The sequence below is a fragment of the Sphingosinicella terrae genome, from assembly GCF_003347635.1.
GTDB lineage: Bacteria > Pseudomonadota > Alphaproteobacteria > Sphingomonadales > Sphingomonadaceae > Allosphingosinicella > Allosphingosinicella terrae.
On the sequence record NZ_QDFY01000015.1, the window covers coordinates 1 to 20,060 of the forward strand.

21 protein-coding genes are annotated in these 20,060 nt (G+C 68.2%); 9 read left to right on the top strand and 12 right to left on the bottom strand.

All coding sequences use genetic code 11. The features are described 5' to 3' along the window. On the top strand, positions 1 to 267 hold a 267-nt coding region (locus DDE10_RS20190), incomplete at its 5' end, for an NAD-binding protein (protein ID WP_162806758.1). A 39-nt stretch (positions 268 to 306) separates the two neighbouring features. On the opposite strand, the gene DDE10_RS20195 is transcribed toward DDE10_RS20190, so the two are convergent. Beyond that, positions 307 to 1,794 carry an FGGY family carbohydrate kinase gene (locus DDE10_RS20195; RefSeq protein ID WP_114954614.1) on the bottom strand — a complete coding sequence of 496 codons (1,488 nt, stop codon included), beginning with the start codon at positions 1,792 to 1,794 and terminating at the stop codon, positions 307 to 309. A gap of 65 nt (positions 1,795 to 1,859) precedes the next feature. Here DDE10_RS20195 and glpD point away from each other — a divergent pair, with 65 nt between their 5' ends. Further along, the gene (glpD, locus tag DDE10_RS20200) at positions 1,860 to 3,296 is read left to right on the top strand and encodes a glycerol-3-phosphate dehydrogenase (RefSeq protein ID WP_114954615.1); all 1,437 of its coding nucleotides are present in this window, start codon (positions 1,860 to 1,862) and stop codon (positions 3,294 to 3,296) included. Between the two features lie 36 nt (positions 3,297 to 3,332). Here the strand turns inward: glpD and DDE10_RS23610 are convergent, their stop codons facing one another. Next, the gene (locus DDE10_RS23610) at positions 3,333 to 3,476 is read right to left on the bottom strand and encodes a hypothetical protein (RefSeq protein WP_162806759.1); all 144 of its coding nucleotides are present in this window, start codon (positions 3,474 to 3,476) and stop codon (positions 3,333 to 3,335) included. A 71-nt stretch (positions 3,477 to 3,547) separates the two neighbouring features. Between DDE10_RS23610 and DDE10_RS20205 the strand changes: the two genes are divergently transcribed. Further along, positions 3,548 to 3,961, top strand: a complete 414-nt coding sequence (locus tag DDE10_RS20205; protein WP_114954616.1) for a hypothetical protein — start codon at positions 3,548 to 3,550, stop codon at positions 3,959 to 3,961. Positions 3,962 to 3,970: 9 nt separating this feature from the next. Continuing rightward, complete coding sequence (locus DDE10_RS20210; RefSeq protein WP_114954617.1) at positions 3,971 to 4,453, top strand: HAD family hydrolase; 483 nt, start codon at positions 3,971 to 3,973, stop codon at positions 4,451 to 4,453. 21 nt (positions 4,454 to 4,474) lie between these two features. Here the strand turns inward: DDE10_RS20210 and DDE10_RS20215 are convergent, their stop codons facing one another. Continuing rightward, a complete protein-coding gene (locus DDE10_RS20215; protein WP_114954618.1) occupies positions 4,475 to 5,482 on the bottom strand; it encodes an SDR family oxidoreductase in 1,008 nt (335 codons plus the stop codon). A gap of 139 nt (positions 5,483 to 5,621) precedes the next feature. Between DDE10_RS20215 and DDE10_RS20220 the strand changes: the two genes are divergently transcribed. Then, on the top strand, positions 5,622 to 6,074 hold the full coding sequence (locus DDE10_RS20220; protein WP_114954619.1) for a PA2169 family four-helix-bundle protein: 453 nt from the start codon (positions 5,622 to 5,624) through the stop codon (positions 6,072 to 6,074). A 139-nt stretch (positions 6,075 to 6,213) separates the two neighbouring features. Then, a complete protein-coding gene (locus tag DDE10_RS20225) occupies positions 6,214 to 6,555 on the top strand; it encodes a hypothetical protein (RefSeq protein WP_114954620.1) in 342 nt (113 codons plus the stop codon). A 4-nt stretch (positions 6,556 to 6,559) separates the two neighbouring features. Here the strand turns inward: DDE10_RS20225 and DDE10_RS20230 are convergent, their stop codons facing one another. Further along, complete coding sequence (locus DDE10_RS20230; protein ID WP_162806760.1) at positions 6,560 to 7,867, bottom strand: pepsin/retropepsin-like aspartic protease family protein; 1,308 nt, start codon at positions 7,865 to 7,867, stop codon at positions 6,560 to 6,562. A gap of 109 nt (positions 7,868 to 7,976) precedes the next feature. Between DDE10_RS20230 and DDE10_RS20235 the strand changes: the two genes are divergently transcribed. Beyond that, on the top strand, positions 7,977 to 8,492 hold the full coding sequence (locus tag DDE10_RS20235) for a hypothetical protein (RefSeq protein WP_114954622.1): 516 nt from the start codon (positions 7,977 to 7,979) through the stop codon (positions 8,490 to 8,492). A 6-nt stretch (positions 8,493 to 8,498) separates the two neighbouring features. Then, positions 8,499 to 8,735: a helix-turn-helix domain-containing protein gene (locus DDE10_RS20240; RefSeq protein ID WP_114954623.1), complete on the top strand. Its 237-nt coding sequence runs from the start codon at positions 8,499 to 8,501 to the stop codon at positions 8,733 to 8,735. 89 nt (positions 8,736 to 8,824) lie between these two features. Here the strand turns inward: DDE10_RS20240 and DDE10_RS20245 are convergent, their stop codons facing one another. Continuing rightward, positions 8,825 to 11,542, bottom strand: coding sequence for a beta strand repeat-containing protein (locus DDE10_RS20245; protein WP_114954624.1), 2,718 nt, complete (start codon positions 11,540 to 11,542; stop codon positions 8,825 to 8,827). A gap of 283 nt (positions 11,543 to 11,825) precedes the next feature. After that, positions 11,826 to 12,248 (bottom strand): 50S ribosomal protein L17, encoded by a 423-nt coding sequence (gene rplQ, locus DDE10_RS20250; RefSeq protein ID WP_114954625.1) that lies wholly within the window; start codon positions 12,246 to 12,248, stop codon positions 11,826 to 11,828. 386 nt (positions 12,249 to 12,634) lie between these two features. Here rplQ and DDE10_RS20255 point away from each other — a divergent pair, with 386 nt between their 5' ends. Further along, positions 12,635 to 13,381 carry a S8 family peptidase gene (locus DDE10_RS20255; protein ID WP_114954626.1) on the top strand — a complete coding sequence of 249 codons (747 nt, stop codon included), beginning with the start codon at positions 12,635 to 12,637 and terminating at the stop codon, positions 13,379 to 13,381. Between the two features lie 194 nt (positions 13,382 to 13,575). On the opposite strand, the gene DDE10_RS20260 is transcribed toward DDE10_RS20255, so the two are convergent. From DDE10_RS20260 to DDE10_RS20285, 6 genes are all read right to left on the bottom strand, one after another. Next, entirely contained in the window at positions 13,576 to 14,637 is a 1,062-nt protein-coding gene (locus DDE10_RS20260; protein ID WP_114954627.1) for a DNA-directed RNA polymerase subunit alpha, read from the bottom strand. A 76-nt stretch (positions 14,638 to 14,713) separates the two neighbouring features. Next, positions 14,714 to 15,103, bottom strand: coding sequence for a 30S ribosomal protein S11 (rpsK, locus tag DDE10_RS20265; protein WP_114954628.1), 390 nt, complete (start codon positions 15,101 to 15,103; stop codon positions 14,714 to 14,716). A gap of 72 nt (positions 15,104 to 15,175) precedes the next feature. After that, positions 15,176 to 15,544, bottom strand: a complete 369-nt coding sequence (rpsM, locus tag DDE10_RS20270) for a 30S ribosomal protein S13 (RefSeq protein ID WP_114954629.1) — start codon at positions 15,542 to 15,544, stop codon at positions 15,176 to 15,178. A gap of 156 nt (positions 15,545 to 15,700) precedes the next feature. Continuing rightward, positions 15,701 to 16,726 carry an RNA 3'-terminal phosphate cyclase gene (gene rtcA, locus DDE10_RS20275; RefSeq protein ID WP_114954630.1) on the bottom strand — a complete coding sequence of 342 codons (1,026 nt, stop codon included), beginning with the start codon at positions 16,724 to 16,726 and terminating at the stop codon, positions 15,701 to 15,703. Between the two features lie 31 nt (positions 16,727 to 16,757). Further along, positions 16,758 to 17,984, bottom strand: coding sequence for an RtcB family protein (locus DDE10_RS20280; protein ID WP_114954631.1), 1,227 nt, complete (start codon positions 17,982 to 17,984; stop codon positions 16,758 to 16,760). Positions 17,985 to 18,505: 521 nt separating this feature from the next. Then, positions 18,506 to 20,053, bottom strand: a complete 1,548-nt coding sequence (locus tag DDE10_RS20285) for a vWA domain-containing protein (RefSeq protein ID WP_114954632.1) — start codon at positions 20,051 to 20,053, stop codon at positions 18,506 to 18,508. Between the last annotated feature and the right edge of the window lie 7 nt (positions 20,054 to 20,060).

A 20,060-nucleotide genomic window follows, 5' to 3' on the forward strand; every position in this document is an offset into this window, starting at 1 on the left:
CCGGAGACGCCCGCCGACCGCGACTATGATGGCGGCTTCGCCGCCGCCCTGATGCTCAAGGACCTCAAGCTCGCCATGGAAGCCGCCTCGTCCGCAGACGCCTATACGCCGATGGGCTCGCATGCCGAGGAGCTCTACGCCCGGTTCGAGCGGCTCGGCGGCGGCCGCAAGGATTTCTCGGCGATCATCAAGATGATCGACGACAGCTGGCAGGCCCCGGACGGAACGCAGGCGCCGGCCCCGCCGGTGACCACGTCGCGGGGCTGAGCGCCTCTCCCCGCCGGCCGGCGTTGGGAACAGGAGGGCTCAGCGTCCTTTGCTTTCGGCTTCCAGCACCGCTTCGACGGCGATCCGCCAACCAGACAGCCGCTGCGCTCTCGCCGCGCCGCCCATAGCAGGATCGAAGCGCTCGACCTGCCCTCGCATCGCCGCGGCCTCTTCGAGCGACCCGAACAGTCCGCAGCCCAGGCCGGCCAGCATCGCCGCGCCGAGCGCTGTCGTCTCGACGAAGGCGGGGCGCTCGACCGGGATGTCGAGCACGTCCGCCAGATCCTGGGCGAGCCAGTCGTTCGCCGCCATGCCGCCGTCGATCTTCAGGCATTCCCAGGCCGCCCCGTCGCGGGCGAAGGCGGTCATCAGATCGTGCGTCTGGTGCGCCATCGCCTCGAGCGAGGCACGGACGACATGGTCCCGTCCGGTCGCGAAGCTGAGGCCCGAGATGATCGCCCGCGCCTCCGGACGCCAGTGCGGCGCGCCGAGGCCGCAATGCGCCGGCACGACATAGACGCCGCCGCTCCCCTCGATGGCGCCGGCGATCGCCGCCGTCTCGGCCGAGGTCGCGATCAGGCGAAGCTCGTCGCGGAGCCACTTGATCAGGCTGCCGGCGACGAAGACCGAGCCTTCGAGCGCGTAAGCGGTTTGCCCGCCGAGCCGCCAGGCGATCGTCGCCAGCAGGCGGTGGTCGGAAACCGGCTGGCTGCGCCCGACATGGGTGAGGACGAAGGCGCCGGTCCCATAGGTCGCCTTGGTCTCGCCGGGGGACAGACAGGCCTGGCCGATCGCGGCGGCCTGCTGGTCCCCGGCCATCCCGCAGATCGGGATCGATGCGCCGAGCAGCGCCGGATCGCTGCGGCCATATTCGCCCGCGCAGTCGACGATCTCGGGAAGCGCGTGCGGCGGCGCGTCGAACAGGTCGCACAATCCGGAGTCCCAGCCGCCGAGACCGATGTCCATCAAGGCAGTCCTCGAGGCATTGGTGGCGTCGCTGACATGGAGGCCGCCGGTCAGCTTCCAGACCAGCCAGCTCTCGACGGTGCCGATGGCGAGATCGTCGCCGGCCTCGCGCAGCTGCGGCCAGTTCGCCATGGCCCAGGCGATCTTGCTGCCGCTGAAATAGGGATCGAGCAGCAGGCCGGTCTTCGCCTGGAGGGACCGCTCATGGCCCCGCGCGGCGAGATCGGCGCATAATTCCGCCGTCCGCCGGTCCTGCCAGACGATCGCCGGCCCCAGCGGCCGGCCGGTCCGCCGGCTCCAGAACAGGATGGTCTCGCGCTGGTTGGTGATTCCGATCGCGGCCACCCGGTCGGCACCACCGGCGCGCGACACGGCCGCGCGTGCGCAGGCGAGGCTCTTGTCCCAGATTTCCTGCGCGTCATGCTCCACCCAGCCGGCGCGCGGATAATGCTGGTCGAGATCGGATTGCTCCACCTCCGCACAAGCGCCGTCGGGCGCGAACAGCATGGCGCGCGTGCTGGTCGTGCCTTCGTCGATGACGAGCAGATGGTCTCCGGCCATGGCCCTTGGTGACACGAGACCGGCGCGGATTCCAGCGCCGCCGGAAATGCCGTAACAGCAGGCTGATGGACAGGGTCGACCTCCTCGTCATCGGCGGCGGAATCAATGGCACCGCGATCGCCCGCGACGCGGCGGGCCGCGGCCTCAAGGTGCTGCTCGTCGAGAAGGACGATCTCGCCGCCCATACCAGCTCGGCTTCGTCGAAGCTCATCCATGGCGGCCTGCGCTATCTCGAGCAGTATGAATTCGGCCTGGTGCGCGAATCGCTGCACGAGCGCGAGGTGCTGCTGAGGACGGCGCCCCACCTCGTCCGCCCTTTGGAGTTCGTCCTCCCGGATCCGCCCGGCGGCCGCCCCTGGTGGATGATCCGCCTCGGCCTGTGGATCTACGACCTGCTCGCCGGCCGCGGCAGCCTGCCGCGATCGCGCGGGCTCGGCGCCGCCGACGCGGCGCTCGGCCGGCCGCTCAAGGGAACCTTCCGCCTCGGCGCCTATTGGGATGCGTGGGTGGACGATGCCCGGCTGGTGGTGCTGAACGCGGTCGACGCCGCCGACAAAGGCGCGGAGATCGCCACCCGAACCCCCTTGGTCTCGGCCCGCCGCGACATGGACGCCTGGGAAGCGGAGCTCGGCGGCGGTCGCCGCGTCCGCGCCTCCATGGTCGTCAACGCGGCCGGTCCGTGGGTCGCCGAACTGCTGCGCGGGCCGCTCGGCGTCGACGGCGCCAGCGGCGTGCGACTGGTCAAGGGGAGCCACATCGTCGTGCCGCGCCTGTGGGAAGGCGAGCAGGCCTATATCCTGCAGCAGCCCGACGGACGTGTCGTCTTCGCTTTGCCCTATGACGCCTTCAGCCTCGTCGGCACCACCGACATTCCGGTGGGTCGTCCGGAGGATGCTGCGATCACGCCCGAGGAGACCCGTTATCTCTGCGCCGCGGTGAACGCCTATTTCACCCGCCAGACGGCGCCGACCGACGTCGTCTGGGCCTATTCGGGGGTGCGGTCCCTCTTCGACGATGGCTCGGTCGAGGCGAAGGACGTCACCCGCGACTACCGCCTCGAACTCGCCGAACGAGACGGCGCGAAGTTGCTCTCGGTCTTCGGCGGCAAGATCACCACCGCCCGGGCCTTGGCGGAAGAGGCGCTGAAGCGACTCGGTGTCGACGCGGCCCCGTTCACCGCCACCTCGCCGCTGCCCGGCGGCGACTTCGGGTCCGCCTTCGACGAGCGGCTGGCCGAGCTAGCCGGCTGGCTGCCGGCCCCCTTGCTCCGCCGCTTCTGTCGCGCCTACGGCACGCGTCTGGACGGCCTGCTCGACGGCGCCGGTGCGCTGGCCGATCTCGGCCGCCATTTCGGTGCCGGCCTCTACGAAGCCGAGGTCCGCTATTTGGTCGAGCGGGAGTTTGCCCGGACTGCGGAAGACATTCTCTGGCGGCGGACCAAGCTCGGCTTGGTCATGAGCGCGGACGGTCGCAAGCGGCTGGAAGATTTCCTCGGCGGCTGAGGGCGAAAGCGCAGTGGGTCAATCCGCGCGCGCGGCTTACGGCCCCTCGTGAAGCGGGTCGGTGCCCGGCGGCGGCACCGAGTCCAAATCCTTGCGGCTCTTGCGCGCTTCGCCTTCGATTTCGTCGAGATGCTCGCGGTCCCGGTGCGGCAGGTCGTCCGTCTTGCGGTCCTGGTCCATTTCCTCCTCCTTCACCGCCACCAACGTCTGCTGGCCGGGAACGGGTCCGGGGCCGCACGGGTTGAAACGGCATGACATCGACCGCGCAAGAGGCCGTCGCCAACGCTGGCGACGGCGATACCGTCATCGGCTGGAGGCTGGACGAGGAACAGCGCAGGGAGCTCCTGCAGCAATTCCCGCCCCGTTTCCGCCAGGCTGTGGCCGATCACGTCACGCTGAAGACGAATGCCGGCCGGCGCGCGCCCCTGCCGGAGGCGGTGACCGGTGAGATCGTCGGATGCGCGGATGATGGCGAGGGCGTGGAGGCGATGGTCGTCGCCATCGACGGCAGCACGGATCGTCCCGGCGGCGGCACCTATCATATCACCTGGTCGCTGGAGCCGGGCCGCGAGGCCAAGGAGAGCAACGACGTCATTGCCCGGCGCGGCTGGCGCGAGTTCGACCTGCCCATGCCGGTCCGCCTCGTCCCGGTCCGCTTCGACTGAGTGATTGCCGTGAAGCGCCAGCTCTACCTCGACTGCGACGGCGTGCTCGCCGATTTCGACAAGGGCGCCACCGCCGTCCTCGGCCTTGGCCCGCAGGCCTATGAGCGGCGCCACGGCATCGGACGATTCTGGCAGAAGCTTGCGTCCGCGCCCGATTTCTATTTTGGGCTGCCGCTGACGCCCGACGCGATGGAGCTGTTCGAAGCGGTCCGCCATCTCCATCCGGTGATCCTCACCGGCCTTCCCCGCGGCAATTGGGCGGCGGACCAGAAGGTGAGATGGGCCGCCCACTATTTTCCCGGAACGAAGATCATCACGACGATGGCCCGGAACAAGCGCAACCACGCCAAGCACGGCGACGTGCTCGTCGACGATCAGCTGAAACATCGCCACCTGTGGGAGGAGATGGGCGGCGTCTTCGTCCACCACCGCAGCGCGCGCGACACGATCGACGCACTGGCGGAATATTTTCCGGTGAAAGTCGACGCGTAGAGGAAGGAAGGCGGCGCGTTCCTAGGCCCCTTCCCTGACCCTGCCGCGCCGCAGCAGCAGGGCGCCGAGGCCGACGGCGGCAGCGGCGATGGCCATGGTGGCCCCGGGATTGCGGGCTGCGCGGCTGTACAGGCTGGGGCGGATCAAGCTGCCCTGGTGATCGCCATGGACCCGCGCCTCGGAGCGGCCCTCATAGAGATTGTCGGTCGGCGTGGCCGGCCTTTTCCCTCGTTCCTGCGGAAGCAGGAAGGTGCGGCTGATCCAGTCGGTCGTTCCGGGGGCATGGCTGCCGAGGGTGCTGATCAGCCGGGCGCTGCCGCCGACGAAGGCGTCGCGGACCGGCCGCTCGCAAGCGCGCAGGATCGTCGCGGCGACTTCCTCGGGCGCGTAGACCGGCGGCGGGAAGCGCGGCTCGCGGCCGGTAAAGTCGCGGCCATGCTGAGGCATCGGCGTTCCTATCGATGCGGGTTTTACCAGGGTGACGGAGACCGGCGCGCCGTCTGCGGCAAGCTCCATGCGCAGGGCGTCGGTGAAGCCCTTCACCGCATGCTTGCTCGCCGAATAAGCGGCCTGGAGCGGGAAGGCGCGATCGGATTCCACCGATCCGACATTGATGAGGGCGCCGCCTCTCTCGCGCAGATAGGCGATGGCGACCTCGCTGCCGTGGACCATGCCCCAGAAATTGGTCTCGAACAGCTGGCGCATGTCCTCCTCCGGCACCTCGCCGACCTTGCCCCAGACCATCACGCCGGCATCGTTCACCCAGCTGTCGAATCCGCCGAAACGCTTCACGGCCTCTTCGGCGATCCGGTCGACATCGGTTCGCCTGGCGACGTCGGCGACGACAAAGGCCGCCTGGCCGCCAGCCTGGGCGACCATGTCGGCCGCCTTGGCGAGGGCGGGCCGGGTGCGCGCGGCGAGCACCAGCCGTGCCCCCATCCGCGCCGCCCGCTTCGCGGTCGCCAGCCCGATCCCGGACGAGCCGCCGGTGATGACGATGACCTGCTCCGCAACCGGCTTGAGCTTCATGACCGCATCTCCTCGTTCGGCTCAACCCATCGGCAGGCGGAGCCGTTCCGGCGGTCGGGCCGCCGGACTCTTGCCGGAGAGCCGGACCTTTGGCCGCGCCGCTTCGTTGAATCCGCATCCCCCAGCCAAGGAGCACAATATGGGCAACGACCATGACATCACCGTCCTCAATACCCTGATCACTACTACCATCGACAGCGCCAACGGCTTCGAGCGCTCGATGGAGGATGCCGACGCCGCCCGGTTCAAGCAGATGTTCGGCGAATTCGCGCAGGAACGGCGCCAGGCCGTCGGCCAGTTGCAGGAGCGGGTCCGCACCCTCGGCGGAACGCCCAATGACGATGGCTCGCTCAAGGCGGATCTCCATCGCCGATGGGTCGACTTGCGCGACGCGATCAGTGGCGGCGGCGACAAGGAAGTGATCGCGGAGGTCGAGCGCGGCGAGGACTATATCAAGGGCAAGTACGAGACGGCGTTGCAGGACAACCAGCTGTCGCCGGAGACGCTCGCCGTCATCCGCGACGCCTATCAGTCGGTCCGCGCGGGACACGACCGCGCCAGCGCCCTGAAGCACGGCATGGCCGCCGCTTAGGCGTCACCCGGAATCCCCATCCCCTGAAGCGGGGATGGGGATCCACTCCTGCGGATCGGCCAGCCCGCCGCGGCCCACGATTCATCTCACCAGCGTTCCGCGCCCGGAACCATTTCGCCGTCCGCGGCTTCCGCCGCTCATGACCAGCCGACTCCTCACCTTCGCCGCCTTCGCTTTGCTCGCAGGCTGCGCGACCGGCCGCGGCGCCGCCCCGGAAGGCGACTTAGCCGGCCGCACCCTTCGCATGGCCGCCGCCAATGGCCAGGTCACGACCCTCCGCTTCCGCGGCGACGGCAGCGTTCGCGCCGCCTTCGGCCGCCGCCATCTCGACGGACGCTGGCGGGTCGCCGGCCGCCGTCTCTGCTTCGACTGGCCGAACGCGCGCCGCGAATGCTGGCCTTATGCCGAACCGTTCGTCCGCGGCCGTACACGCACCGTTACGAGCGATCGCGGTAACGTGGTGCGGGTGACGATGCTCTGACAGGTCAGGACGCCGACGGCGTCGGCACCGCCACCGGCGCCCTGTCCGGTCCGAGCTCGAGCCGCATGGCGCGGAAGTCGATCGCATAACTTTCGAAAGTGCGCAGCGCGTTCGACCCCAAGGTGCCGTTGAACCGCGGTTCCGGCTCCTCGGCGGCAAGCGTCACCGGGAGCTCCGCCAGCGCCAATGTCCGGCCGCCGAGGCGGAGCGGCGGATTACGCCAGGTCGCGCGCTGCGCCTGGCGCGTGCCGCCCGCGCTCGCCAGCCGTGCCTCCTCGATTGCGAGGCCGGCGACGACGCCCGGATGCGCCGCTGCAAAGCGGGCGCTGAGGCCGGTCAGGTTGGCGCCGGTGTCGAGATGGAGCGGCAGGATCCGTCCATCGATCTCGACATCGACGAACAGGTCGTTGCCGCTCGCCCGCAGTGGTGAGCCCGCGGCGGCCGGATCGCCCCCGGGGCCGACCGCGAAGGAGCCGTCATTGTCGATCTCGATCCGTCCGAGCGCGCGCAGCACCGGCAGGCCGACGATCGCGCGGATGTCGTAGCCGCCCGGCAATGGGAAGGTGAGTTGCTCGTCGTCGATGACCAGGATGGCGACGTTGCGCAGCGTCGTGCCCGCAATCTCGAAACGGTCGGCGATGCCGAGGCGGACCGGCACGGTGCCGTCGACCCCGTTGCCGACCCGTGTCTCCGAGTCGCGGAAGGCGATCCCCATCCGCCGCGCCGTCTCGCCCGACAGGACGGTGAGGTTGGCGCCGGTGTCGACCACCGCTTCCTGGCGCTGACCGTTGACGACGACCTCGACGCGGGGGAGGCCGACCCGGTCGTAATGGAGCGGAATGGCGCGGACGGCGACGCTCCCCTCGACCCTTTGCGGCGGACTGCCGGAGAGCAGGGCGGCGACGCCGTGCAGACGTGCCGCCTGCTCGGCCCGTTCCGTCTCCCCGGCCGCCCGCAACGCCTGCTCGAGCGAATCCCCGAAGCGCGCGGCCGCCGCATAATCGCCTTTGAGGAAGGTGACCGAGGACAGAACTTCGAGCGCTGCACGACGCATCTCCGGCACGCGATCATCGCCCGCCAGCCGTGCGAGCGCCGGATCGCTGGCCGCCTCTGGATCGAGCCGCGCTGCAGCGAGCGCCGCGTCAAGGAGCGCGCGCGCCTCCGGCGTGGTCGCGGCGGCGGCCTGTCGCTCCATCGGCGCCAGATCCCCGCGTCCGGCCGCCTCGAAAATGGCGTCGAATTCGTTGCCGGCGACGGGCGCTGCCGCTGCCAGCGCGAAACCCCCGGCGAGCGCAAGCAGGGACATCCTCATTCGGTTCATCATTGTGCCTCCATGGGGGCTTGCTGCACACGCAGGGACAGGTTAGCCTCGTAATACAACCATATCTTTTCGTATAACGATGATTTTTGGATGTCAATCGATGATTGGACTGCAGCCTTCCACTCGCCGGGCCGCCCGCCGGCTGCGCCTGGCGACGCTCGGCGCAACTCTCCTGCTGGTCCTGGTGACCGCTGCGGCCGCGACCCTCCTCTTTACCGATCGCGTCGGCGCGGCCGGCGGCGCCATCGAGATAGACAGGTTCGGTCTTCCCCCTGTCCCGGCGGCGCTGGTCCAGCTGGCGAGCGGCGCGCTGCTTGCCGTGGCACTGCTCCAGCTGGCCCGCATGCTTGGGGAAGTCGAGGCTGGCCGGCCCTTCGCGACCGCCCGCCCCCTGCGCGGATTCGCGCGCTTCCTCTTCCTGTCGGTTCTGGCCTCGATCCTGCTGCCACCGTTCATCCAGCTTGCCCTGGCGGCGGCCGCCGGCAGCGGCCGGGCCGTCTTCGCGCTTGCCGGCGCAGACGTGCTGATGTTGTTCGTGACCGGACTGCTTTTCCTCGTGGCGCGCCTGCTGGACGAAGCCCAGCGCATCGCCGACGATGCCAGCCAGATCGTCTGAGCCGCCATGGCGATCATCGTCCGACTCGACGTGATGCTGGCATTGCGCAAGGCCAAGTCGAAGGACCTCGCCGCCTATGTCGGGATCACCGAGACCAACCTGTCGCTGCTGAAATCCGGCCGGGTGAAGGGAATCAGGTTCGAGACGCTCGACCGGATCTGCCGCTTCCTCGATTGCCAGCCCGGCGACCTGCTGGTCTACGCCGAGGACGAGGTCGAGGTCGAGCCGGGCTCGGCGGACTGAACCCGGTCGGCGCGAAAACGGGCGGCGCGTGAGGGGCGCCGCCCGCTTACTGGATCGCGTACGCATCCCGGCCTTGCCGGGAACCGCGGTCACTGGATGACGACGTTATCTCCGAAGCCGCCGTCGAGGACGTCGAGGCCGAGCCCGCCGATCAGGACGTCGTCGCCGAGCCCGCCGAACAGGAAGTCGTTCCCGGCGCCGCCGATCAGCACGTCATTGCCGTCGCCGCCATCGGCCTGGAAGGCGGCGCTCACGTCGGCGCCGGAGCCCTCGACGACATCGTCCCCGCCAAGGGTGTTGATGATGAGGCGATCGATCCCCGCCTCGAAGCCGGCGATGTTGACCGTCGCCGCGAGACCCAGCACCGAGAGCCCGCCATCGCCGCCGACCACCAGCACCACATCGTCCCCGTCGGTGGCGTTGATGATGATCGTGTCGACGGCGCCGTCGCCCGTTCCGCCCGGCCCGGCGAGATTGATGTTGACCTCGGTGACGTCGGTGCCGCTGAGATCGCCTACATTGATCGTATCGGCACCGCCCAAAGCGTTGAAATCGATCGATTCCATGTCGTTGAGGTCCATGACGACATTGGCGATGTTGCGATCGAACAGCACCCGCCCGCCATTGGCCGAGATGGTGATGATCTCACCGGCGTTGGAACCGTTGAACGTCATCGTGTCGAAGCCCGACTGCCCCTCGAGCACGTCATTGTCGTCGCCCGGGTTCCAGGCGAAATCGTCGTCGCCGTCACCCATGAAGGCGACATCGTCGCCGTCCCCGCCGTTAAAGAGATCGTCCCCTTCGGAACCGAGCAGGACGTCGTTGCCGAGCCCGCCGTTCATCGTCAGCTGGATCCCGTCGGCCTCGAGGCTGGTAGCATCGATGAGGTCGTTGCCGCCCAGGCCGTTGATGGTCAGCCGGTCATTGGCCTGCTCCTGGTGGAATATCCCCACCTGGGCGCTCAGGCCGAAGACGGTGATCCCGCCCGCGTCACCTGTAACCTCGACGATGTCCGCGCCTTGGGTCCCATTGCTGGTGATCGTGTCCGCAGCACCATCGCCGCCACCGTTGGGACCGCGTAGATCGATGCCGATGTTGGTGACGTCGGTGCCGGAAAGATCGCCGATGACGATGTTGTCCGCACCGCCGAGCGCGCGATACTCCAACTTCTCCACGTCGTTGAGGTCCATGGTAACATTGGCGACGTCGCGCAGGAACAGGGTGCGTCCGCCGTTGGCGACGATGTTGATGTTCTCCGCCCCATTCGAGCCGAAGAAGAGCAGCGTGTCGGTGCCCTCCTGGCCCTCGACGGTATCGTTGCCGTCGCCCGGATCCCATTGGAAGATGTCGTCGCCGGCGCCGAGGAAGGCGACGTCATTGCCGTTGTCGCCGAAGACGAAGTCGTTGCCGGAGCCTCCGAGGAGGGTATCCGCGCCCTGACTGCCGAGCAGGGTGTCGTCGCCGGCGCCGCCGTCCAGCGTCAGCTTGATCACGCCGGCGGGCATGGTGGTGGCGGTGATCCCGTCATTGCCGCCGAGGCCGTTGATGACGAGCGAATCGTTGGCCCCTTCGGATCCACTGATGTCGATCCGGGTCGCCAGACCGAGCACCGAGACGTTCGTCCCCGATCCGAAGACGTCGATGATGTCGCCGCCATTGGTGGCATTGGCGATCACCGTGTCGGCCGCGGCGTCGCCGGCGCTGCCGCCGAGGGTTCCGGACAGCCGCACCTCAACCTTGGTCACGTCGGTTCCGGACATGTCGTTGACGGTGACGGTGTCGGCAGCGCCGAGGGCGTTGACCTCGACCGTCTCCAGATCGTCCAGGTCCATGACGATGTTGCCGAGATTGCGGGTGAAGAGCGCCCGGCCGCCATTGGCGGAGAGCGCGAACTGCTCGGCTCCGGCGCTGCCATTGAACCGCAACCGGTCGTCGCCGGCTTGGCCTTCCACGGTGTCGCTGCCGTCGCCCGGGTCCCATTGGAAGACGTCGTCGCCGGCACCGAGGAGCGCGACGTCATTGCCTTGCTGGCCATCGATGAAGTCGTTGCCTTCCCCGCCGATAAGGAGGTCCTGCCCGTTGCTGCCGAGGATGGTGTCGTCGCCGGCGCCGCCGTCGACGGTCACGCCGATCAAAGCGGCGAGATTCCCGGTCGCCGAGAATCGGTCATTGCCGCCGTTCATGTTGACGACGATCTTTTCCATCGTGCCCATGTCGAGCGCGAAAGGCGCCGGATCGAGCCGATCGAAGCGCGTGCGGCTGCCATTGGCGGTCAGGGTGAAGACCTCGGCACCGCCGCCACCATTGACCACGGTCGTGTCGGTGCCGGCGCCGCCCTCGTACAGGTCGGTATCGTCGCCGGGATTCCAGATGAAGCGGTCGTTTCCGCTTTCGCCGAAGACCTGATCGTCGGCATCGCCCCCGGTCAGCTCGTCGTCTCCGGCCCCGCCGAACAGCTGATCGTTCCCGCCTTTGCCGAGGAGCTTGTCGTTACCTGCCTGGCCGAACAGCTGGTCGTTGCCCGATCCGCTGGTCAACGTGTCGTTGCCGGTGCCGCCGAACAGCACGGCCCGCATCAGAGCGCCATTGGTCTCATCGAGCGTGATCACATCGTCGCCGCCTTGGCCGAAGGCCTGGATGAAGGCGGTGTTCGCGACGGTCGGCGTGCCGCCCAGGATGTTGACGGCGCCGCCATTGACGCGGAGCTTGCCTGCGGCGTCGCGGCTGAAGGTGATGTTATTGCCAAGATTGTCCCCGAACGTGCTCAATATGCCTGCACTCGGGAGAAAGGTTGCGGTAACAGCCATTGAAACGTCTCCTCGCGCTCGTGGCGGCCTGAAGCCGGCCCCGGCGCCTCCTTGTTGGTCCCCCGTATTCGAAGACGGGGCCGCCGCCGGCTGACGCGGCGGCTGATCCCGGGCCGACGCGCTGGGCGGCGACGGCCCCGATCTCTGCGCAGGAGGTGACGCGGCGATGCCGCGGCAGGGAGAATGATGTTTCAATTGTGTCGGCCGAGGATGCGGCGGCGGCGGACGAAAAAAGGGCCGCCCCGGCGGGACGGCCCTTTCTAAACGTCCGGGGGAGGCGCCGTCAGGCGGCGGCTTCCATCTCCTCGTCGCCCATAACGGGCCCGCTGTCCTGGCCCTTGGCGTCGGGATCGCGGTCGACCAGCTCGATGATGCCCATCGGAGCGGCATCGCTGGCACGGATGCCGGCCTTGATCACCCGGGTATATCCACCGTTACGATCGGCGTAGCGCGGCGCCAGCACGTCGAACAGCTTGGTGAGCTGCGCGTCGTCGAGCAACCGGGAATGGGCAAGGCGCCGGTTCGAGAGGCCGCCCTTCTTGGCCAAGGTGATCAGCTTCTCGACATAGGGCCGAAGCTCCTTAGCCTTGGGAAGCGTGGTCGTGATCTGCTCGTGCTTGATCAGCGCGGCGGCCATGTTCCGGAACATGGCAAGGCGATGGCTGGAGGTGCGGCCGAGCTTACGGCCGCCGACGCGGTGACGCATGTCTTCTTCCTTCGTTCGTCCCGGAGCCGAATGAGGTACCCCGGGCCAGGCCGTCATATGGGGGACGGCCCCGACCCCATGAGAAAAGGCGGACCAGCGGCCCGCCCGTGCGCGATCCCAAAGCGCAAGAGCGGCGAAAAGTCAACCTGAACCTTCACCGCAACCGCGTCGCGCCGCAGCCGAAGTCACCGATTGTAAAGGCGGATTGCGCAATGTGAAGAAGTTGTTAACCATCCTTCGCTATCGAGACTCGTCCGGGGGGGCGGCTCTCTGCAAGCCGGGAATGATGCTGCGGCCCTTCAACGGGCGCGGCGATCCGCGGGTTCAGGCACCCGCTTCGTCCCGCTCGCTGCGCACGCTCCCGGACGGCATCGAGGGAGCTCGGGGTGGGAATTCGTCTGCTGATTTCATGTCTTTCGCTGCTGATCGGCGGCGTGCCGGCAATGGCGGCGCCTTCCGATCTGCCCCTCGTCGCAGTGATCGACAGCGGCATCGGCCGGACGAGCGAGCTCGCACCCCTCCTCGTCGGCGAATATGACATGGCCTCGTCCCGGGCTCGGCCCGCTTTCCATCCGCGCTACGACCATGGCACCATGGTGGCGACCATCCTCGCGCGATCGCTGATGCGCCAGGTTCGGATCGTCTCGCTCAGGATCGACGATCCGGCCGGTTGCCCAGAGCAGATCAGCCCACCTTGTCAGCAGGATCCAGTCCGGGTGGCGCGCGCCATCCGGCAGGCGGCACGGCTGCGAGTCGATGCGATCAACATCTCCCTCACCTTGTCCGACGATCCGCGCATCGTGAACGCGATCAGGGATGCGGCGCAGGCCGGCATCACCGTCACCCTCGCCGCCGGCAATGACGGCCTCGACCATCCCAGCAATCTGACCCTGGCGCGCGAAGCCTTTCCCTATGCCGTTCTGGTCGGCGCGCTCGACGCGACCGGGACTCCATGGGCGGGCACGAACCGCCCCGAAGCGGGCATGACCGGCTATCATTATGCTTGGCAGCTGGGCGTCGATGTGCCGACCGCCATGGCCGACGGCGCCCCGGCGGTCGCCACCGGAACCTCCTTCGCCACGCCGATCGAGACGGCGCGCCTGGTCCGGCAACGGCAGGATAGAGGCTCCTGACGCGCTCCTCGGCCGGTGCACCGTCGCGCGCACCGCCCTGACCTCAGCCTCCGCGTCTTCGCGCGAGGTTCAGAAGCGCCGCTGCCCAGGAATAGCGCTGGACGCGCACGCGGAGCCCGGGGCGGCTATTCCCTCAGCTGAAAAAAAAGGGCCGCCCGGAGGCGGCCCCTTCATACGTTTCGCTTTGAGGCGGCTCAGCCCAGCAGTTCCTGCTCGAGCTTCTTCGCCATCTCCTCGATATTCTCCGGCGGCCAGCCGGGGATATCCATGCCGAGTCGCAGGCCCATCGAGGCGAGAACTTCCTTGATCTCGTTCAGCGACTTGCGGCCGAAGTTCGGAGTGCGAAGCATCTCCGCCTCGGTCTTCTGGACGAGGTCGCCGATATAGATGATGTTGTCGTTCTTGAGGCAGTTGGCGCTGCGCACCGACAGCTCGAGCTCGTCCACCTTCTTGAGCAGGTAGCGGTTGAGCTGATTGGCATCCGCCTCGGTCTCGACCGCGGCGACGGCGACGCCCGTGGGCATGCTCGTCATCGGGCCCATGCCCTCGTCGAAATGGACGAAGAGCTGGAGCTGGTCCTGGAGGATGCGCGCGGCATAAGCGAGCGCGTCGTCCGGCGACACCGTGCCGTCCGTCTCGACGGTCAGCGTGAGCTTGTCATAGTCGAGCTCCTGGCCGACGCGGGTATTCTCGACCTTGTAGCTGACCTGGCGGACCGGCGAGTAGAGCGCGTCGACCGGAATGAGGCCGATGGGCGCGTCGATCGGCCGATTGGCGGCGGCGGCGACATAGCCCTTCCCGGTCTCGGCGGTCAGCTCCATGTTGAGCGTCGCACCCTCGTCGAGATGGCAGATGACCAGATCGGGGTTCATCACCTCGATGTCGCCGGTCGTGGCGATCTGGCCGGCGGTCACTTCGCCGGGCCCGGTCGCGGAAAGCTGGAGCCGCTTCGGCCCCTCGCCTTCCATCTTCAGCGCGATTTGCTTCACGTTGAGGACGATGTCGGTGACGTCCTCGCGGACGCCGGCGAGGCTCGAGAATTCGTGGAGCACGCCTTCGATCTTGATCGAAGTGACGGCGGCACCCTGGAGCGAGGAGAGAAGCACGCGGCGCAGCGAGTTGCCGAGCGTGAGGCCGAAGCCACGCTCTAGCGGCTCGGCCACGAAGGTCGCCTTGCGCCGGCTGTCGCCGGTCGGCTTCTTCTCGAGCGCGTTGGGCTTCTTCATTTCCTGCCAGTTCTTTGCGTTGACGGCCATGGTCTTCCCTTGGACTTGGGCGGGAATTCCGCCTTTGAAACTCGGGCGAGGGGCCGCCGGACGGCCCCCCGCGAAATCAGACGCGGCGGCGCTTGGAAGGACGCACGCCGTTGTGCGGGATCGGCGTCACGTCGCGGATGGAGGTGATGGTGAAGCCCACCGCCTGCAGCGCCCGCAGCGCGCTCTCGCGGCCCGATCCGGGGCCCTTCACCTCGACCTCGAGGGTGCGGACGCCATGCTCCGCCGCCTTGCGGCCGGCATCCTCGGCGGCCACCTGGGCGGCATAAGGCGTCGACTTGCGCGAGCCCTTGAAGCCCATCATGCCGGCGCTCGACCAGGCGATCGCATTGCCCTGGGCATCGGTGATGGTGATCATCGTGTTGTTGAAGCTGGCGTTCACGTGAGCGACGCCGGCGGTGATGTTCTTGCGCTCGCGCCGCCTGAGGCGCTGAGGTTCGCGTGCCATATCGAGACTACCTTGATCCAGAAATCTGCAAAAGAGATCGCGCGGAAGCGATCCGGCCTCTGAGGGGCCGGATTACTTCTTCTTGCCGGCGATCGGCTTGGCCTTGCCCTTGCGGGTGCGCGCATTGGTATGCGTGCGCTGTCCGCGGACGGGCAGGCCCTTGCGATGGCGCAGGCCGCGATAGCAGGCCAGATCCATCAGCCGCTTGATGTTCATCGCCGTCTGGCGGCGGAGGTCGCCCTCCACCGTGTGCTCGGCGTCGATCGTCTCGCGCAGATGAAGGACCTCCTGGTCGGTGAGGTCCTGGACCCGGCGCTCGGGCGGAATGTTGAGCTTGGCGGCGATCTCTTTCGCCTTGGTGCGGCCGATGCCGTGGATGTAGGTAAGCGCGATTTCGACGCGCTTGTTCGTCGGGATGTTGACGCCCGCAATACGTGCCATAGGGTTTGATTCTCCTGCTCCACAGGACGGCTGGCAACCGCCCTATCTCAGCGCTTTGATCGCCCGCCAAACAGGCAAAGCCGACGCGCGCGCGAAGGCGCCGCCGGACGACCGGTTAGCGGGATAGGGGTCAGATAGGATTTCGGGCGAGCGCTGTCAACCGCTGCGCACGGCGACGAGGTGGCAGCCATCGTCCCTCTCCGAGAAGGCGATGCCGACGCCGAGGAAGCGCTCGATCACCGCCGCCGCCGTGCGGCAATGAAGCGAAGGCTTTACCGTGGTGAAGGACCCGCCCCCGGCGAGCGCCAGCGGCAGCAACAGCTGGTCGGCAAGATAGGGGCCGACCGCCGCCTTCGACTCCAGGAACCCGCGCATCCGCTTCGCCGCCTGCTCGGCGACCCGTTCGGCCGACACGCCGATGCGGCCGAAGCCGGCAACGACCTCGGTGACTTGGTCGAACGCCGCCTCGAGCAGCAGCACGTTGCCGGGACCGACGCGCTCCGGAAGCTGGTCGATCCGCCGCGCCTCCTCAGGCCATCCGAGCACCTCGCTTACCGTCGCGAGCTCGCGGGCGGCGATCTCCCCCGGCAGCGCGGCGATCAGCACGCGCGCCTCCGTCCGGCGCAGCAGCCCGCGGTCGAGCAGCTCGAGCCCGTCCAACTGCGCCGCCCCAGGGCGGACCTCCACCGCCATGCATCCGCCGCCGGCCGGGTAGAAGCCCGGCCGCTCGAGGCGCGCCTCGACGTCCGCCCCCATCCGCCGCAGCAGCGGCAGGAATACTCGTTCGAGGAACTCGAACGGCGGCGCGCTGGGATTGTGGGTGCCGCCGGACAGGACCAGCCGCGACGGCCGATCAGCCAGCAGCAGGGCCGGGAGCACCGTCTGCAGGACGAGAGTGGCGCTGCCGGCCGTGCCGACGGCGAATTCATGCTCGCCCGGCGCGATCTTGCCCGGGGTGAAGTGGAGCTCCGCCGCGCCCACGGCAAGCTCTCCGCATTCGGCGCCGCCGATCGCGCAGGCGGCCTCGATTGCGGTCACGTGCTGACGCATCAGTCCCGGCCGCTGCCGGCCGGCGCGGATCTTCTCGATCCGGAACGGCTGCCCCGTCACGATGGAGAGCGCCAGCGCGGTGCGCAGCACCTGCCCCCCGCCCTCCCCTTCGGAGCCGTCGATGATGATCATTGATGCTTCTCCGATGGCGGCGAGAAGGGGCTCACCCCTTCACGCACACCACCTGCTTCAAGGTATGGACGATCTCGACCAGGTCGGCCTGGGCGGCCATGACCTTGTCGATCGGCTTGTAGGCCGCCGGCGTCTCGTCGATCACCTCCGCGTCCTTGCGGCACTCCACCCCCTCCGTCGCGACGATATGGTCGTCGAGGGTGAAGCGCTTCTTCGCCTCGGTGCGCGACATCAGCCGTCCCGCGCCATGGCTGCAGCTCTCGAACGCTTCCTTGTTGCCGCGGCCACGCACGATGAAGGACTTGGCGCCCATCGATCCGGGGATGATCCCCATCACGCCCTCGGCCGCCCGAACCGCCCCCTTGCGGGTGACGAGCACGTCCTCGCCGAAATGCCGCTCTCTCTGGACGTAGTTGTGGTGGCAGTTGATCGCCTCCAGCTCCGCCTCGAACGGCTTGGCGATGACCGTGCGAATGGCGCGGATCACGTTCGTCATCATCATCCGGCGATTCAACGCCGCGAAATCCTGCGCCCAGCCGACCGCCTCGACATAATCGTCGAAATGATCGGTCCCTTCCGGAAAGTAAGCCAGGTTCTCGTCGGGCAGGTTGATGAACCATTTGCGCATGTCGCGCTTCGCCAGCTCGATGAAGAAGCTGCCGATCGCGTTGCCGACGCCGCGCGAGCCCGAATGGAGCATCACCCACACCCGGTCCGTCTCGTCGAGACAGAGCTCGATGAAGTGATTTCCGGTCCCGAGCGTGCCGAGATGGACGAGATGGTTCGTCTTCTCGAGCTTCGGATATTTGTCGGTGATCCGCTTGAACCGCTCGGCGAGCGTCGCCCAGGCGGCGACGATCTCGGGCGGCGGGTCGCCCCAGCTGCCCTTGTCGCGCTTGCCCCGGCCGACGTCGCGGCCGTGCGGAACCGCCTGCTCGATCGCGCCTCGGATCGCTTCCAGACTGTCGGGCAGGTCGGCGGCATGGAGCGAGGTCCTCGCCGCCATCATTCCGCAGCCGATATCGACCCCGACCGCGGCCGGAATGACCGCGCCCTTGGTCGGGATGACCGAGCCTACGGTGGCGCCGATGCCGACATGGACGTCGGGCATGACCGCGACATGCTTGAACAGGAACGGCATCTTCGCCGCCCGCGAAAGCTGCTCGCGCGCCATCGGCTCCACCGGGACCCCGCGGGTCCACATCTTCACCGGCGCGCCGCCTTCGACGGCCATATATTCGAATGTCTGCTCGGCCATCGGGCCCTCCTTGATCATGTGTCTAAAGCCATTCGGCGCGGCGACAACAGGGCCAGGACATCTCCCGGCAAGGCCGGGGGGAGGGTTCGAACCTCCTTTGCTACCCATGTAGTCCCGGCGGCATTCGCCGCGCCGGGTGCCGGCGACGAGGCATGACCGGACATTTCTTGCTGAGCTATCCGGTCGCCCGGAGGCGGGTTCGAACCGCCGTCCTCCTCCCTCGCGGGAGGCGCTCTCCCATGTAGTCCAATTGGCATTCGCCGGCTGCTGCCGGTTCGGCGGGACGAGAAGGTGACCGGGACGCTCGGTCTTGGCAAAGATGTAGTCCCGGTCGGCATTCCCGCCGTTTCGGCAATGTCGAAGGGTCGTGGCGACGAGAATGGCGAGACGCGGTCCTTAAGCTACTTCCCAAAGGCGAGATTCGAACTCGCATCTCCCGGTCGCCCGGGCGCTTTACTCGTCGGACCTGGGTGGTGGGATGTAGTCCCGCCGGCATTCGCCACGACCCTTCTTCTTCTTCTTCACACCTCCGTTTCGTTCACTTCGGCGACCCAGTCCCTGTCGGCCTTGCCCGAGGCGAAGCGCGCCAGCGTCTCGAACACCGCGTCGGAAAATCCCCCGACATTGAGAATGTCGGGGCGGCTCTTCGCCTGCGTCGTGCCGTAGGGCTGCAGGTCGATGCAGACGAGCTTCGCCGTCGGCACCCGCCGCCGCAGCCTTTCCCACTCGGTCAGGGTCGCCGTTGCGGCCCCTCCCCGCCCGGCATCGACCCAGGACTGGTTGTCCGAGACGATGACGACGAGGTCGACCTCGGCCCGCTCCCGGTTGAGCAGGGCAAGCGGCGCCGAGACATTGGTTCCGCCTCCGCCGATCGCCGCCAGCCGCGCCGCATTGACGGCGATGCGGGCGACCGGATCGAGCGCCATCGGCACGACGTCGCATTCGAACGGCAGCACCCGCGCCGCGGAATTGCGCCGCAGCACCGCCGCCGCCACCAAGGCCGCGACATCGATGCAGCGCACCTTGGACGAGGCGCCTTTGCGGTAGCCGGTCACCGGCGAGCTCATCGAGCCCGACACGTCGGGGCAGACCACGACCCGGCCCGGCACCGCCGGGACCGAGGCGAGCGAGGATTCGAGCGCCTGCTCGAGCGCCGCCTGCACCGCCAGGGGAACGCCGTCCCCGACCGTGTCGAGGGCGACCATCAGCTGGTAGGGCAGCACCCGCGCCCGTGCCAACGCCTCCGGATCGGCCAGCCGCGTGGCCACCGCCTCGGCGACCCCTTCGACCGCGAACGCGCCGCTGCGCGCCACCGTGTTGAGGTTCATCCTGAGCGCCTGCCACCCCATCCGGACGGCGAGCACCGCCCACTGCTCCGCTCGAAGCGGAAAGGCCGTGAGCCACTCGAAAGGCACGTCCGGGAGCGGAAGCGAGCTGTCCCGCTTCCACGCCTCGAAGGCGGCGATCTCCGCTGGCAGCGCGGCCACGTCATAAGGGCGACCGATCAGCCAGGCGTAGAAGGCGCGACGGCTCTCGTCCGCTGGCTTGGGATGGACCATGCGGACGATGTCGGCCAGCGACGGATCGTTTCCCGTCGCCGCCTGCATCAGCGACCGCATCGACGCTTGCTCCAGCCAGAGCTGGACGAGGCGTTTCGGTCGCGTCCCCAGCGACGTCCGCCCGACCGCGCCGGAGCGCATGATCTGGACGAAACTGCGGAGCATCCTCCCATTGTCGATCACCCGATCGAATACCCGGACCGCCAGGTCCGGCTCCACCACGGTGAGGAAGGCCGCCAGCAAGGCCGGCATGTCCTTCATCGAACCGCGCGAGCGGGCATAGACCGCAGCCTTTGCCGCGAAGAGCGGTTCGACGGCGCGCGCCGCGTCGAGCAACTCGGAGAGCTGCGTCTGCGCCGTCGCGTAGAAGACGTCCTGCAGCGTCCCGGTGGCCGCCAGCTGGGCGAGGCGATGCTCCGGCCCATAGGCATAAGCCGGCGCCCCCTCGCGGTTGCGCGCGTCGGGGAGGAGCTTCGCCATCGCGGAAGCAAAGAGGCTCTTGTTGGCCATGACATCT